Annotated in this window: 13 protein-coding genes; 4 read left to right on the top strand and 9 right to left on the bottom strand. The window is 56.3% G+C overall.

Going from position 1 to position 14,719, the window contains the following annotated elements; all coding sequences use genetic code 11:
• Nucleotides 1-19 precede the first annotated feature (19 nt).
• On the top strand, nt 20-1,501 hold the full coding sequence (locus ACUVTU_RS09560) for a PAS domain-containing protein (RefSeq protein ID WP_445889736.1): 1,482 nt from the start codon (nt 20-22) through the stop codon (nt 1,499-1,501).
• 16 nt (nt 1,502-1,517) lie between these two features.
• Here the strand turns inward: ACUVTU_RS09560 and ACUVTU_RS09565 are convergent, their stop codons facing one another.
• Together ACUVTU_RS09565 and ACUVTU_RS09570 are read right to left on the bottom strand one after the other, a co-directional pair.
• A complete protein-coding gene (locus ACUVTU_RS09565) occupies nt 1,518-1,667 on the bottom strand; it encodes a hypothetical protein (protein WP_445889737.1) in 150 nt (49 codons plus the stop codon).
• Between the two features lie 31 nt (nt 1,668-1,698).
• Nucleotides 1,699-2,826 carry a YeiH family protein gene (locus tag ACUVTU_RS09570; RefSeq protein WP_445889738.1) on the bottom strand — a complete coding sequence of 376 codons (1,128 nt, stop codon included), beginning with the start codon at nt 2,824-2,826 and terminating at the stop codon, nt 1,699-1,701.
• 181 nt (nt 2,827-3,007) lie between these two features.
• On the opposite strand from ACUVTU_RS09570, the gene ACUVTU_RS09575 reads away from it, so the two are divergent.
• A complete protein-coding gene (locus ACUVTU_RS09575) occupies nt 3,008-4,306 on the top strand; it encodes a glutamate-5-semialdehyde dehydrogenase (RefSeq protein WP_445889739.1) in 1,299 nt (432 codons plus the stop codon).
• Between the two features lies 1 nt (nt 4,307).
• On the opposite strand, the gene ACUVTU_RS09580 is transcribed toward ACUVTU_RS09575, so the two are convergent.
• From ACUVTU_RS09580 to ACUVTU_RS09600, 5 genes are all read right to left on the bottom strand, one after another.
• The gene (locus ACUVTU_RS09580; protein WP_445889740.1) at nt 4,308-5,354 is read right to left on the bottom strand and encodes a glycosyltransferase; all 1,047 of its coding nucleotides are present in this window, start codon (nt 5,352-5,354) and stop codon (nt 4,308-4,310) included.
• 2 nt (nt 5,355-5,356) lie between these two features.
• Nucleotides 5,357-6,517, bottom strand: a complete 1,161-nt coding sequence (locus ACUVTU_RS09585) for a glycosyltransferase family 4 protein (protein ID WP_445889741.1) — start codon at nt 6,515-6,517, stop codon at nt 5,357-5,359.
• A 31-nt stretch (nt 6,518-6,548) separates the two neighbouring features.
• Nucleotides 6,549-7,592 carry a sugar phosphate nucleotidyltransferase gene (locus tag ACUVTU_RS09590; protein WP_445889748.1) on the bottom strand — a complete coding sequence of 348 codons (1,044 nt, stop codon included), beginning with the start codon at nt 7,590-7,592 and terminating at the stop codon, nt 6,549-6,551.
• A gap of 131 nt (nt 7,593-7,723) precedes the next feature.
• Nucleotides 7,724-8,743: a glycoside hydrolase family 130 protein gene (locus ACUVTU_RS09595; protein WP_445889742.1), complete on the bottom strand. Its 1,020-nt coding sequence runs from the start codon at nt 8,741-8,743 to the stop codon at nt 7,724-7,726.
• 190 nt (nt 8,744-8,933) lie between these two features.
• Nucleotides 8,934-9,623, bottom strand: a complete 690-nt coding sequence (locus ACUVTU_RS09600) for a Crp/Fnr family transcriptional regulator (protein ID WP_445889743.1) — start codon at nt 9,621-9,623, stop codon at nt 8,934-8,936.
• Between the two features lie 175 nt (nt 9,624-9,798).
• Here ACUVTU_RS09600 and ACUVTU_RS09605 point away from each other — a divergent pair, with 175 nt between their 5' ends.
• The gene (locus ACUVTU_RS09605; RefSeq protein WP_445889744.1) at nt 9,799-10,536 is read left to right on the top strand and encodes an ATP-binding protein; all 738 of its coding nucleotides are present in this window, start codon (nt 9,799-9,801) and stop codon (nt 10,534-10,536) included.
• Here the strand turns inward: ACUVTU_RS09605 and ACUVTU_RS09610 are convergent.
• Both ACUVTU_RS09610 and ACUVTU_RS09615 read right to left on the bottom strand, forming a co-directional pair.
• Nucleotides 10,505-12,628, bottom strand: coding sequence for a CHASE4 domain-containing protein (locus tag ACUVTU_RS09610; RefSeq protein ID WP_445889745.1), 2,124 nt, complete (start codon nt 12,626-12,628; stop codon nt 10,505-10,507). The two genes, ACUVTU_RS09605 and ACUVTU_RS09610, sit on opposite strands and share 32 nt — an antisense overlap.
• Before the next feature lie 162 nt (nt 12,629-12,790).
• Nucleotides 12,791-13,342 carry a flavodoxin family protein gene (locus tag ACUVTU_RS09615; RefSeq protein WP_445889746.1) on the bottom strand — a complete coding sequence of 184 codons (552 nt, stop codon included), beginning with the start codon at nt 13,340-13,342 and terminating at the stop codon, nt 12,791-12,793.
• 111 nt (nt 13,343-13,453) lie between these two features.
• Between ACUVTU_RS09615 and ACUVTU_RS09620 the strand changes: the two genes are divergently transcribed.
• The gene (locus tag ACUVTU_RS09620; RefSeq protein WP_445889747.1) at nt 13,454-14,500 is read left to right on the top strand and encodes a carbon starvation CstA family protein; all 1,047 of its coding nucleotides are present in this window, start codon (nt 13,454-13,456) and stop codon (nt 14,498-14,500) included.
• Nucleotides 14,501-14,719 lie beyond the last annotated feature (219 nt).

A 14,719-nucleotide genomic window follows, 5' to 3' on the forward strand; every position in this document is an offset into this window, starting at 1 on the left:
CTCAGCGTAGGAGGGGACCATGATTACATCGCCCAGCGGCCGGACCATCTTTCCCACACTGGCCTTAGCGGTTTTTATCAGTGTGTTCATCCTGTTCGGGATCATGGAATTTCGCCATACCAGGCAGGTGATCGGCAGCTATGAGGCCGGTATCATGCAGTACACCCTGGAACAGACCGTGGCCTATCAGGATGAGCTGAAAACCGCCGCTGTGCGCATGGCCCGTCTGGTCACAGCTCCGGGGCGGGATAATTTGCCGGCCATCAAGAGGCAGGCCGGTTACTGGGAGCCCCGTTTAACCGGGTTGTACATTCTAGACGGGGATGGAACCATTGTGGAGGCTGCTGCCGGTGGTCGGCCCGACCATTCGGTCGGTCAGCTGGTCAGAAAAGCCAGCCGTCCGGCGGGCAATCAGGTGCTTTTTTCCGGTGTCCACCGGGATCCGGTCGGCGGTCCGGAAGTGGTCACCCTGCTGGTGCCTCTGGGTGGGGGGAATGGTTATCTGGCCGCCAGTTTTTACCTGGATCAGTATCAGAACCGGATCCGGCAGCTGTTTGCCGGTAAGAACTACCGGATAGCGGTTTTTGACGGGTCCGGGTATCCGCTGGTCTGGCCGTTTGAGAAAAGCCGGCTGGCCGTCTGGGATGGCGCCCAGGACACTTTTCACGATCACAAAGTGAAATACAGTGTGGTCAGTGCTCCATCGGGGGACAACCCGTGGCGGATCTACTTCTTCTTTGCCTCCAGCAATTTCGAGCTGTACCGGGCCATTGCGGTTTTGCTGCTGGTCTTTGCCCTCTACATCTGCCTGTATGAGCTACTGGTGGAATTCTGGGGGGTCAATGAGGCCAAAACCTACTTTGAAAACATTGACTTTGCCATCTTCAACCAGATACATGACGGGGTGATCATTGCCAACAATTCCGGGCGGATTATCTTTGCCAACCAGGCCGCCCACCAGATTTTTGCCGGTCGGAAAAGCTCGCTGCGCCAGGTCAGGTTGAGCGAGGTGCTGGGAAGCAGCTGTGAGCTGCCGGGTGAGCTGGAGGGCACCAGCACTATTACCATAAACGCGGGCGACCGCCTGTTTAAAGCCATCCACTCCCCCATTATCAAGCACAACAAGATTTTGGGTTCGCTGACCGTATTGCGCAGCGACCACCGGGAGGATGGCCTGTTCCGGCAGGTTCTGGACAAACTGCTGGATGTGCTGCCCCAGGGAGTTGTTTTTGTCAACCGGGAAGATGAAGTGGTGCTGGCCAATTTAATGGCTAAATGCTATCTGAGCAGCGCGGTTCCCGGCAGCAGCATTGAAACAGTGGACCGGTGGCTGGCGGAGTTCATTCATCAGTGCACCGGTACCCGCGGGACACAGCGGGTGGAGCTTTCTACCGGTGCGGTGGGTGAGGTTACCCCGGTGTATGATCATGACGGGGTATATGCCGGTACGCTGGTAGTCATTCCCGGAGATGATCCGGCTCCCCCGTCGCAGAGCGGTTGAGCGGCCGGGGCGCCGGCTACTGGTGGAGCATCAGGACGATGAGCACAATCAGCAGGGACAGTGTCAAAGCGGCGTAATCCTCCATTCTCTCCGTGGCAAAAGGGGTGAAGAGCTGGGTTTCGCCGTGTCTTTTTTTCGGCGGGAGATCCTCCGGCGTTTGTTTCATAAGAGATCTTCCTTTGCTTGGAGATTTCGGGTCATGGTTTTTCCGGTACAAAAAGCAGTACCACCAGCAGGGCCAGTACGGCTTTGCCCAGGGCGGCGGCCGTTCCCACCAGCAGCGGTTTGCCCCCCGCCCGGCGCAGTTCGCTGAAGGATATCTGCATGCCCAGCCCGGTAAGGCCGATGGCAAAAAACCAGTTGTACAGTTTGCGGATGGTAATCAGCTCGGCCGAGGGCGGGGAGGTGGGACCCAGCAGGCCCAGGGAAGTCAGAAAAACCATAACCAGGAAGCCCAGCACAAAGACCGGGAACTTGCTCCACAAACCGGTATGAACCGTGATGTGTTCGTCCGGCAGGCGGGCCGAACGGCTGCTGACCACCGCCAGAGCCAGTACGACAAAGGGCAGAAACAGCACCCGGGTGAGGTTGTAGATTTCGCCGGTCTTTAAGCTCACCGAGGCGTGACTGGTGGTGCCGGGATCAAAAATCAGGCAGGCAGCCAGCACCTGGCCCGAACTGAGGATGCCGGTTCCCGCCCAGACACCAAACTGGTGGGGGGTGAGATGCAGTAAATTGCCCACCAGCGGAAACAGAAATATGGAAGCCACCCCGAAGGAGAGAATGGTGCCTATGGAGAAAACCACGTCGGCGGTTTTGGCCCGCACAGCCGGGGCCGTGGCGATGATGGCGGAGATGCCGCAGACCGCCGTGCCGGCCGCCAGCACGGCGGCGGACGCCGGCTCCAGGCCGGTCTTCTTCCCCAGCCAGAGGGTGAAGGTCAGGGTGATAATGATAAAGGCCAGCACCAGCAGGATGGCCGTGAGCCCCAACCGGGCCACATCGGTAAAACTGTACAGCGAGCCCAATAGGATTACACCCAGCTTGATGAACAGCCGGGATGTGGAAATTCCGGCCCAGATCCAACCGGGCAGGGGAACCAGGTTGCCCACCAGCATGCCGATAATAATGGAGAGCAATATGTAGTTGAAGCGCAGCACGTCCACCAGTATTTTTCCGGTAACAGGATGGGCGCGCAGGTATGCTTCCAGCCCCGGCCAGGGAATGCCCAGATCCTGTCCGCCCATGGTAAACAGAGCGATGGCGAACATGAGCAGGATACCGGGGATGGCTTTGAAAATAAATGATGCACGGTCATTTAGCATGGGGTTACCTCACTCCACGGCCCGGCAGGGCCGGCAGGCTTTCTCGAAATATTATAACAGCTAATGCGGATTTATCGACATTTTTTGAGTGCTTTTTTAGCGCCTGCATACAACATACTTCCGGTCCGCACTACAATTAACCGGCCGTATGTGTTAACATACTGGGCAGGGGGGATGGTACATGAGCATGCAAGAGCTGCTGGAAAAAGTGAAAAAGGCGTCCATTCAGCTGGCCACCGTGGATGCCGAATTGAAGAACCGGGCCCTGGCCCGCATTGCGGTGGCCCTGGAGGAAAACAGGAGCCGCATTGTGGCCGCCAACCGGGAGGACCTGGAGCGCAGCCAGCAGGAAGGGCTGGCGGCGCCCCTGTTGAAAAGGCTCAGATTTGATGATGACAAAATAGATGAGGTAATTGCCGGGATACACAGCCTGATGGAGCTGCCCGACCCGGTAGGCCGCACGCTGCTGGCCACCGAACTGGACGAGGGACTGGAGCTGTACCGGGTCACCTGCCCCATTGGCGTAATCGGGGTGATCTTCGAGTCGCGCCCCGATGCTCTGGTGCAGATCTCCGCCCTTTGTCTGAAAAGCGGTAACGGGGTGCTGTTAAAAGGCGGATCGGAAGCCCGGGAGACCAACCGCGTCCTGGCAGAAGTGATCATCCGGGCGGCCGAGGAGGCGGGCATACCCGCGGGCTGGGCGGCCCTGCTGGAGACCCGCGCTGCGGTGACCGAGATGCTCAAGATGGACCGGTACATAGACCTGATCATACCCCGGGGTTCCAATGAGTTTGTCCGCTTCATCATGGACAACTCCCGCATTCCCGTGCTGGGCCATGCCGATGGGATCTGCCACTGCTATGTGGATGAGGACGCCGACCTGGATATGGCGGTGCGGGTGGTGGTGGATTCCAAAACCCAGTATGTGGCGGTTTGCAATGCCACCGAGACACTGCTGGTGCATGAAAAGATCGCGCCGGCTTTTCTACCTTTGCTGTACGCCGCGCTGCAGAGCAAACAGGTGGAAGTGCGCGGCTGCCCCCGCACCCGGGAGATTGTTCCGGCAGCTTTACCGGCCACGCCGGAGGACTGGCGGACCGAGTATCTGGATTACATTCTCTCCATTAAAGTGGTGGACAGTCTGGAAGAGGCCATTGAACACATCAATACCTACGGCTCGGGCCATACCGACAGCATTGTCACCCGGGACGACAAAAAAGCCGCCCGGTTTATGGACGGCGTGGATGCGGGCAATGTTTTCTGGAACTGTTCCACCCGCTTCAGCGACGGCTTCCGTTACGGGTTCGGAGCCGAGGTGGGTATCAGCACCAGCAAAATTCACGCCCGGGGTCCGGTGGGACTGGACGGGCTGGTGATCTACAAATACAAACTGATCGGTCACGGCCATGTGGTGGATGATTACGCCCGCAAAGTGCGCATTTTCAAACACCGCCGGCTGGAGAAAGAGTTTTTCCTGTAGTTTACGGACAAACGATCGGTGCATGCTTTTCCCGGTACGCCCGCAGCAGGGCCAGGCGGGCTATACCGTAAGAGACGATACTTTCCGCTCCCTGGTTTAAATTGAGACCGCTCCCGGTAATGCCGTCGTAACAGCCGCAGGTTTCCGGATCAATCAAAGACAAACCGCAGGAGTTGTTCCCATGATACCATTCCAGGCAGCGGCTGGCCTTTACCAGGAATTCCTTGCGACCACTGACTCTGTAGGCTGCCAGGTAGGCCAGAATCATTTCTCCTGCTTCCAGAGGCTGTTCATCGTAGGGGGCCGGTCTGCCGCCCCTGGTATACCATCCCTGGCAGCCCACCGGCTTGAAGAAGCCGGGCTCAAAACAGATCTTTTCCAGGAAGGACAGGCTTTCCAGAGCTGTGGCCAGAATTTCTGGTTCCGGCAGTATTTGGTAGGCTGAAAACAAAGCCCGGGGTAAAACGGCGTTGCTGTAGGTCAGCGTGTCTTCAAACCACTGCCAGTCCGGGCTGCGCTGTTTTCTGTATTGAGAGAGCAGGGAGCCGGCCAGAATGTTGATCAGTTCCCTGGTTCCGGCGCTTTCTAAATAACCAAGGCCGATCAGTGAATATGCCCAGCCCCTGGCGAACTGCAATTCTTGTACCGCCGGCAGGGCTTTTTTGATCATCTCCCGGCAGGCGTGTTTCATGCTCACCGGTGTGCGGGAGCTGGCCAGGGTGTATCCCAGGGCCCAGAGACAGCGCCCGAAGCAGTCCTCGGAGCCTTCCTGTTCCAGGAACTCCCGGTTGTAGGCCATGAAGTTCCTGAATTTGCCCCGGTCTTTTTGAGCATAGAGTACGAAAGAGAGGTAGCGCCAGGCCAGGTTCAGGTATCGGCGCCGGCCTGTGTGTTCGTAAAGCAATACGGCCAGAATTAAGGCCCGGGCATTGTCATCGGTGGTGTACCCGCTGGACGGATCGGGTACTCCGTATTTGGCGTGCTGGAACATACCGGTGTCGTCGGTAAGACGCCAGATATGTGCATCGCGCCATGGAGGCCAGGGCATGGTTATATCGCCATGGCCTCCCGGCTATTGCCCTGCTGTAGTACATCCCGGAACAACCGGGCGTATTGGGCGGCTACAGCAGGCCAGGTCATGTTCTTTCCAAGCTGACCGGTTTTTTGCTCCATTTGCGCCTTTTCATCCGGGTGATCCAGCACGAAATTGATCTGTTTGGCCAGGGAGGTGGAGTCGTTGAATTCCGCCAGCAGGCCGCGCCCGTCGGCCAGCATCTCCCGGGCGTAGCTGAAAGGAGTGGAAATGACTACTCTGCCATAGCCCACCGCGTAGGCCAGGGTGCCGCTGACAGCCTGATCGGGACCGGTGTAAGGGGTCAGATAGATGTCCGACATTTGCAGGTAGTGGATGATCTCTCCCTCGGTCAAATATTTGTCGACAAAACAGATATGCTTGTTCATACCCAGCTCCGCCACCAGGCCAAGCAACTTTTCCCGGTAGGCTTCACCTTCCCGGCGTTTGATGCAGGGATGCGTTTGTCCCAGGATCAGGTAAATCACGTCCGGATGCTTTTCCACCACCTGGGCGATGGCGGAAATAGCATATTCAATTCCCTTGCCCGGGCTGAGCAGCCCAAAGGTGGAAATCACCTGACGGCCAATTAGCCCATGTTTTTCTTTCAGCACTTCCCGCGGCTCTACAGCCATGACCGGTACTCCGTGGTGAATAACGGCTATCTTCTCAGCCGGTATCTCATAAACCCCTGTCAGTAGAGGAATGGTATTGGCGGCCATGGTAACTAATTTTTGGCTTTTTTCGCCCAGCCGTTTCAGTATCCGGCGCTGCTTGTCCGACGGGCTCGGCAACACGGTGTGTACGGTGGTGATCAGGGGAACTTGCAAATTTTCCAGTAAATAAAGCAAATATTCACCGCTTTCGCCGCCAAAAATACCGTACTCGTGTTGAATCACCAGTAATTCGGGTTTAAATGCGTTGATGCGAGCCGCTGTCTGGGGGTAGCTGGCGGGGTTGTGCTGTTCCAGCTCCAGGCACACTTCCGTACCGTACCGGTAACTCGTATCACTCACGGCGATTACTCGGGCGTGCTGCCGGGCATTCACACGGTGGAATGATTTTACCAGGTTGGCGGTGAAGGTAGCTAGTCCGCATTCCCGGGGCGGGTATGTGCTTAAAAATGCAACAGTGCCCATGCCTATTCCTCCTGTTGTGCCGGTTATTGAACTATATGGCGATGGGGCGGGGGATTGCAGCGTCGAGCGCGGGTTTGCTGTGATCCCGGTAGCAGCTGATGCTATGGTGCCCCGCGACAATGGTGCTGAACAGGCGGGTACCGCTCTCAACGGAGGTGCAGTCCCAGATGATGCTGCTCGCAATGGTGCATCCGGCACCGATAACCGCCCGCCTGCCAATGACTGCTTCCGGCCCGATGGTGCTGAAAGCACCTAGTTCGGCCTCTTCTCCAATATATGCCGGTGGGATGATCCGGGCCGTGGGGTGGATTCGGGCACCCCGCCCAGTATAAACACGTTCGCTGGTGAAATCGCATTCGCCGATGCGGTACCGTCCCTGCAGGATGTCCTGGTGTGCCTGCAGGTATTTTTCTGGCGTACCTATATCTAGCCAGTACTTGCCTGATGGGAAAATGGCGATTTTGTAACCCTTTTGCAGCATGGTGGGGTAGGTTTCCTTTTCTACCGATACCGCCCGTCCGGTAGGAATATCAACCAGCATTTCCGGCTCTATTATGTATACGCCGGCATTGATGTAGGGCGAGGTAATTTCGTGCGGGGCGGGCTTTTCCTTGAATGAAGTTATATAACCGTGGTGATCATATTCGAGCACGCCGTACAGGGTCGGGTTGTCCACCCGGGTGGCGGCGATGGTAGCGACCGCTCGTTTCTGTTTGTGCAATTCCAGCATGGCCGCGAAATCTATTTCGCAGAGGATATCAGAATTGAATACGATAGTTGTTGCGGTGATGTGTGGTGCCGCATTTTTAATGGCTCCACCGGTACCCAGAGGTATTTCCTCCCGCAAATAATGGATCTTCACGCCCAGCCGGCTGCCATCCCCGAAGTGTTTTTCAATATGTTGGGACTTGTAACAGGTGCTGAGGATCACTTCATCAATGCCGAAATTTTTCAGTTTAAGAATGTTTCTTTCCAGGAGAGGTGAGGACATAACAGGGACCATTGGTTTGGGCAGATGTTCAGTGAGGGGTCTGAGCCGTGTTCCCATGCCTCCAGCCAGAAAAAGCGCTTTCATCATGCATTCCTCCTTAACAATGTAATTGCTATCATGCTTGGTGAGTTAGGCACAATAAACAAGACATCATTAATTTGGATGCACATGAATGGGCTTCAATGGGCTGTTTGGATAAAAGAGGCGGGTTTTTGCTACATCAAGTAGTCTTCCGGCCTGGGTTCAGGGCACCTTTTAATGTACTCCAGCAGGTCGCTCAGCGTGGCAGTAGCCAGTGCAATGCAGGTGTCGGCGGCTCCGTAATACATTTTGATTTGTCCGCTGGCTTTATCCAAAAGCCAGCCGCAGGGGAAGACTACATCATCCACGTCACCTTCTCTTTCATAGGGAGCTGTGGGCCCGAAAACCCACTCGTCGCTCCTTCGCAGGACTCGAAACGGATTTTCCAGGTCCAGGAGGGCCATACCCAATCTGTAAATTGCACCGGCTGCCGTTTGGCGAACTCCGTGGTACAGTATCAGCCAGCCGGCCGGTGTTTCCAGCGGTGGTGGCGAAAGCCCCACTTTGTTGGCATCCCACCAACCGCCTTTGCGGGCGTTGATCAGGATCTGGTGGTCTCCCCAGTACTTCAAATCGGTGGATTGAGAGATCCAGATATGAGCGCCGGTGTGGGCTGCCGCTCCATAGCTGGCTGGGATGGGACGGTGAATCAGCGCCCATTTGCCGCTGAAGCGGCGCGGGAACAGTGCAGCGTCTTTGTCTTCTGGAGGCATGATTGGCCCCAACTTTTCAAAGGTGGAAAAGTCTTTGGTCAGGGCCAGGGAAACCAGGGGACCGCCGTGGGAGTAGGCCGTGTAGGTTATGGCGTATTGCTGCAGTTCGTCAATGTAAGTGATTCGGGGATCTTCAATGCCCCAGGCTTCTTCGGGGTAAATTTCGGGCTCGGGTGCCAGGGTGGGTTGAACATCTATCTGCCAGCCGGTGATGCCGTCCCGGCTGATGGCTTTGGTTAGATGGGAAAAGCCCCGCCTGTCCTCCACCCGGGCCAGCAGCAACACTTGGTCTTCATACATGGTGACGGCCGGGTTGAAAACCGAGTTGGCCGGGTAAGGCCAATCCCGGGCGGTGAGTATGGGGTTGGAGGGATGCCTTTTGAAGAGTTCCCGGTAGGAGTTGCTGCCGCTTTGCAGTCTGGTGTGAAAGATCTCCGACATAACAAAAAAGCCCCCTTAACTAATTAATAATGCTGCTGCAAGTGCTGCATTAAAAATTAGTCAGCTGGCTTTTGTACCGGCTGTTAGCACTGCTTAACGATGAGTGCTAATCACCTTTATGTTAATACGGTCAATTTATCCTGTCAAGAGTAAAATTGTTGGTTAGCGGCGGTGATTTAAGGTATTTAATTCACTCTAGCATTTTTTGCAGTGCCGGCACGTCCAGGATGCGCACGCTGGAGCGGTGAAAGTCTATTACCCCCTCATCGCGCAAACGGCCCATCTCCCGCGAGAGAGAGGGGCGGGCGACATTGAGGAAATCGGCCATCACATGGCGGGTGAAGGGCAATATGAAGGTGGTTTGTCCGGTTTTTTGCATTTGTTCTAGCAAAAAAGCGGCAATCCGGCCGCGGATGCTTTTGAGGCTCAGGTATTCCACCTTGCGGCTGAGCAGCAGGGCGCGGCGGGAAACAATCCCCAGCATGTTGGTGATCAGCAGGCGGTGAAAGGAGCACTGCTTTTCACAACTGCCCACGATTTTCTCGGGAGGCAGAAAAAGTACCCGGCATTCATCCTGGGCCAAAACGGTGGCCGGCCAGGACTGTTCTCCGGCGAAGGCGATGATTTCGCCGAACAGGTCTCCCGCTTCCAGGGCAGTGATAATTACCCGCTGGCCGCCCATACTTTCCCGGGTTACGGTTAAATGGCCGGACAGCACTACACCGATGCCGGTAAATTTCTCCCCGGCCCGGGTGACCAGTTCGTTTTTTCGGTAGGTGCGCTGCACCGGCTTCAGGCAGGCCAGCATGGTCTGCAGCTCACCGGGCGGGATGCCGCGAAACAGGGGGCAGCCGGCCAGGGACGGTAGGGATGAAGACATGGGCTTCACCGCATCTTTCGGGCAGTTTTTTATTGATCCTTCCGGGCCTGCTTTTGGTAACACAGGTTACCGAATTGTGGCTCTGATTGTACTACAATAAGCTTGCCGGAGCAAGGAGAGCCGGCTGAGCAAAAAATGATCAGTGAAAATTAATTCTCAAGGAGGTTTGAACAATATGTTGCGTAAAATTATCCGTATTGATGAGGAAAAGTGCAATGGCTGCGGTCTTTGTGTAAACGCCTGCCATGAAGGGGCGCTGCAGCTGGTGAACGGCAAGGCCAAACTGGTGGCCGAGTCTTACTGCGACGGACTGGGAGCCTGCCTGCCCGAGTGTCCCACGGGCGCTCTGATGCTGGAAGAGAGGGAAGCGGCACCCTTTGACGAAGAAGCGGTGCAGAAGCAAATGCAGTCCAGAAAGGCAACTGCTCCCGCACCGGTACCGGAAAAGCTGCCCTGTGGCTGTCCGGGAACGCACGCCCGGGTCATTGAGAGAAAGAACGCTGCCAGCCGTCCGGCGGCTCTGCAAGCCGGCCCGGCAGCTGCTGAGTCGCAGCTGCGGCAGTGGCCCTGCCAGATCAAGCTGGTGCCGGTCAATGCGCCCTACTTCCAAAATGCTCACCTGCTGGTGGCTGCCGACTGCACTGCCTATGCTTACGCCAGCATTCACAACGACTTCATGCGCAACAAGGTGACCATTATCGGTTGTCCCAAACTGGACAGTGTGGATTACACGGAGAAATTGACCGAAATACTCCGGCTGAATGAAATCAAAAGTGTAACCGTACTGCGTATGGAAGTACCCTGCTGCGGCGGTATGGTTCAGGCCGTCAAGCAGGCCTTGCAGAAAAGCGGCCAGATGATCCCCTGGCGGGTGGTGACCATCAGCACTTCCGGGGAAGTTCTGGAAGAATAGCGGTCAAGAATAGCTCGGCCAGCGCCGGGTCGAATTGCGTCCCGGCGCAGCGTTTGATCTCGGCCGCGGCATGCTCCGGCGACAGGGCCGGGCGGTAGGGTTGATGGCTGGTCATGGCGTCGTAGGCATCGGCAATGGCCAGCAGGCGGCAGGGCAGGGGAATCTCTTCCCCCCGCAGCCCCAGCGGATAACCCTGACCGTTCCACCATTCATGGTGTTTCAATATCCATTCGGCTACCGGTTGCAGTTCGGGAATGGCCTGGGCGATGCGGTAGCCGGTTTCGCAGTGCCGGCGCATCTCGGCCAGTTCCGCCCCCACCAGCGGTCCTGGCTTGAAGAGGATGCTGTCCGGCACTCCTACTTTGCCGATGTCGTGGTAGCGGGCCAGCAGCCGCAGGTTGTCCAGCGCTTGTTCAGGCAGTCCGGCGGGACCGGCCATTTTGTACATAATCTCCTGCAGGCGCTCGGCGTGGCCTTGCTGGAGGAAGTCTTTTATCTCTAAGGCCCGGTTGACGGCCTGGAAAATGGTGCTGGCGGCATTTTGCTTCTGGAGCAGCTTTTGCCGGTACATCATGTCATCGGCGGCCTTGTACAAATCGACAGCCCTTTCGCCGGGATGCTGCTGTACGGCAAAGCCGCAGGAGATGCTCAAAGGCAGCGTGTTACCATGCTGGTTGTAGGCAGCCACGTTTTGTTCCAGCCTCTGGACGGCGCCCTGTACCGCCTCCCGGTCCGCGCCCGGCAGCACAACGGCGAATTCGTCGCCGCCTAGCCGGGCGACGATGCGGCCCGCCCAGTCAGCAAAAGTCTGGCTGATGATACCGGCCGCGGTCTGCAGCAGCCGGTCGCCGGCTTCGTGCCCCAGGCTGTCATTGACGGTTTTCAGGTTGTTCACATCACAGACGACCACTGCCAGCGGCAGATCCGGCTCTTTTTCCAGCCGCTGCATTTCCTGTTGGAAGCCGGTGCGGCTGGTCAGCCCGGTGAGGGTGTCATACAGGCTCAGCCGGCGAAACTGTTCGTTACTGGCGCGCAGTTCGTTGCGGGACAGTTCCAGTGCCGCCAGCATTTCATTGATTTTTCCGGCCAGATCGCTGATCTCATCCCGGCCGGGCACTTTGACCCGTGCGCTGAGATCGCCGGTCAGGCCGATGTTGTTTACGGCCGTGCGCAGGCCGGCCAGGCGGGAAAGAATGGTTTTTTCCAGAAAGAACATGGACAGCAGATAAAATGCCAGGCCCAGGGCCAGCAGGCCGAGGAGGAAATACCTCAGCGTTTGCTTACCCTGCCGGTAAATTTCCCGGGGCAGGACTACTTTTAGCAGGAGAACTGGCTGATGGTAAAAGTCCTTAAGTACCGCGTAACCGGCCAGCCGGTAGCTGTCCAGCGGCCGGCTGCACATGGTCTGACCAGCGGCGATCAGCCCGGGCAGATCTTTCGCTTCCCCGGTTTGGGAGAGCTCGTCCGGTGTGCTGATGGTAAGGTGAAGGCGGGTTTTTTCTGCCAGCTCCTTGACTTTATCTGTGTCCAGCCAGCGGGCCACCAGCAGGGTACCGCGCACCGGTCCCTGGAGTTCGCTGGTGACAATGGGGCGGGAGGCCAGCAGCAGCGGTCCTTCGGGAAGCATTAATATTCCTTTTTTGCTGCTGAGGGGGGATGGATGCTGGAGCAAATAAGTGTTTTGGGCCAGGTGCTGGAGCAGGCTGGCCGGCGGCGGCTCTTCCCGGCCGCTCTGCAGGTCCACTCCGCGGGCATAGACCAGCCTGCCGGTGCGGTCGTAGAACAGCATGTAGTTAAGGTTCAGCTGGAGGAAGGCGCTGACCGCGATATCATTTTGGATGTAATGGGCATGGGGATGCTGGATGAATTCGTAGGTATTGTCCCACCCGGCATAATCCCCGGCTGTACTGTTGATGAATGAAATTTCGTTATCCAGCGCGCTGACTGCCCGCAGCAGGTTCTGCCGGGCGTAGGCCTCTTCCAGCCTGATAAAGCTGGCCAGCAGAACCTGTTGGGAAAAGAAGTAGAATGCGGAGATGACACTAAAAATAACCAGCCCGAGCAGCAGGGAGGTTTTAAAACGCAGCTTCATCTGGCGCCTCCGGTTGAAAGATTACAGCACACAATGTGTGTTCGACACCTGGAGCTGGTTTCCTGTCAGCGGCAAAATATTGTATCCGGGTATCCGGGGAAAAATTATGGCCGGCAGGTGTCTGCCAGCCCATATTGAATGATTATTTTCCCCTGGCTGTTTTCAAACCAGGCTGTGGCCCAGTTCCAGAGCGGCCTGCATCAGGGCGGCGTTCTCTTTTACTAGGCCCGCTGCTGTAGCCCCGGGAGCGATCAGCGGGCGAACCACATCAAACTGCATAAAGCGCAGCAGGGAAGCCATTTGCTGCACATAAGGGGCGAACATATCCGGGTCGGGCTGCGCCTGGGCAAAGATCAGGGCAGCCTTTTTCCCTTTCAGGCCGGGGAAGGTGTAGTCGGGCTGCATGTAGGCAAAAAGCCGGTCCAGGACGGTTTTCAGCTGGGCCGACATCTGCCACATATACATGGGTGAACCGAAAACAACGGCTCCAGCGTAATTAATTTGCTCGTAAATTTCTCGCATGTCATCGGGTACGGCACAATAGCCCAGCTTTTTACATTTGTAACACCCCTGGCATCCCCGGATGTTCATTTTATTCACATGGAAAATAGCGGTTTGCGCCCCCGCCTGTTCCGCTCCCCGCAGCACCTGCTCCACCAGGGTGGCCGTATTGCCTTCCGGGCGAGGACTGCCCACAATGCCAATGACTTTCATAAGAATATTAACCCCCTGAAGATAAATATTTTGGGGTGATCATATCGCGATCAGGATGGTATTGGCAAGGGACCCGGAGGGATTGTTTTACAACCGGACGACATGCTATTATTGCAAAAAAAGTTGGGAGCGGTTTTTGTTACCGGTCCGGCCAAATTGCTGGCCAGCCTTACCCCGGCTTGGATGAACCTGCCGGTGTGGGTGGGCCTGATCCTGGTTTACTACATTCTGGCCACTTTGCTACCGGTGGACAAGATTATCGGCAGGGTATACCCGTTCTTTGGTGCTTTGTTACTGGTTATGGCCATTGGGGTGGCCGGGGCTATGTTGGTGCAGGGCTACCATATTCCTGAGCTTACCCTAACCAACATGCACCCCAAAAATGCCCCCATCTGGCCGCTGCTCTTTATTACCATAGCCTGCGGGGCTATTTCCGGTTTTCACGCTACCCAGTCGCCGATTATGGCCCGCTGTGCCAGGAATGAAAAATATGGTCGGCAAATCTTCTACGGGATGATGATTGCGGAAGGGATTATTGCTTTGATTTGGGCAGCTGCTGGTATGTCCTTCTACGGGAGTACCCAGGAGCTGGCCAAAATGCTGGCACCGGGCGGTGCGGGCCCGGCCGGTGTGGTCAAAGAAGTAGCCACTACTATGCTGGGGGCATGGGGTGGTACACTGGCCGTGCTGGGCGTGATTGTGTTGCCCATTACTTCGGGTGATACAGCGTTTCGCGGGGCGCGCCTGCTCATTGCAGATTTCTTGCAATGGGACCAAAAACCTTTGGTTAAACGTCTGGTTATTGCTGTACCATTGTTTGCTGTAGGCTTTTACCTTACCCAGATTGACTTCAATTTCCTGTGGCGCTATTTTGCCTGGGCCAACCAGACCACGGCCATGATCATGCTCTGGGCGGCAGCAGTGTATCTGGCACAGCAGAATAAACTGCACTGGGTAGCTTCTTTGCCTGCTGCTTTCATGACCATGGTAACCTTCACTTATATCCTGATGGCTCCAGAAGGTTTCAAGTTGGCAGTGCAGGTAGCTTATCTGCTGGGTTTGGGACTGGCCATGATCCCGGTGGGGCTGTTTGCCTGGAAAGTAATCAGCACAAAAAATCCTGTACCTGCACCGGCTAAAAAAACCGCAGGAGTTTGAAAATTTACTGTATCACAGGTTAAACCAGTAAATTACGGCCCTGGTCATGTAAAATGATTTTAAAAATATAATCAGCTCCCCGGTATGGCTAATTGCCAGGCCGGGGATAATAATTTTTCAGTCTACGCCCATTTTCCCGTTCTGTTGAGCACCCCGCCGCATCACGGGCAATCACCAGCTCCTCATCGGTAGGGATTACCAGCGCCTGCACGCGGGAAG

Source organism: Desulfurispora sp. (assembly GCF_052744395.1).